This is a genomic window from Bacillus sp. SIMBA_008 (assembly GCF_046535495.1).
Taxonomy (GTDB): Bacteria; Bacillota; Bacilli; order Bacillales; family Bacillaceae; genus Bacillus; species Bacillus subtilis.
The window spans coordinates 1-247 of sequence record NZ_JAWRWL010001018.1 but is presented as its reverse complement, the minus strand read 5'-3'; the positions used below and the strand labels follow the sequence as shown (position 1 = coordinate 247).

At 25.9% G+C, this 247-nt stretch carries 1 protein-coding gene; it reads left to right on the top strand.

All coding sequences use genetic code 11. The features are described 5' to 3' along the window. Nucleotides 1–247: helix-turn-helix domain-containing protein (locus SB658_RS26485; protein WP_410603473.1), on the top strand; the 247-nt coding region annotated here is incomplete at both ends.

Below are 247 nucleotides of genomic sequence, written 5' to 3'. Positions count from 1 at the left end.
CAAAGACTATCGCTATTTGCAAAAACTATATTTTTGAAAATATTTACAATCAAATATCTGTTAAACAACTTGCTAAATTTGCAAACATAAATTCGGATTATTTATCTATATTATTCAAAAAAGAAGTCGGTATTTCATTAATTGAGTACATTCAACGTGAACGAATTGAAGAAGCAAAAAAATTATTAACTCTAACTACTTATTCGTTATCAGATATCTGTGCTTGGCTTAATTTTAATGACCAAAG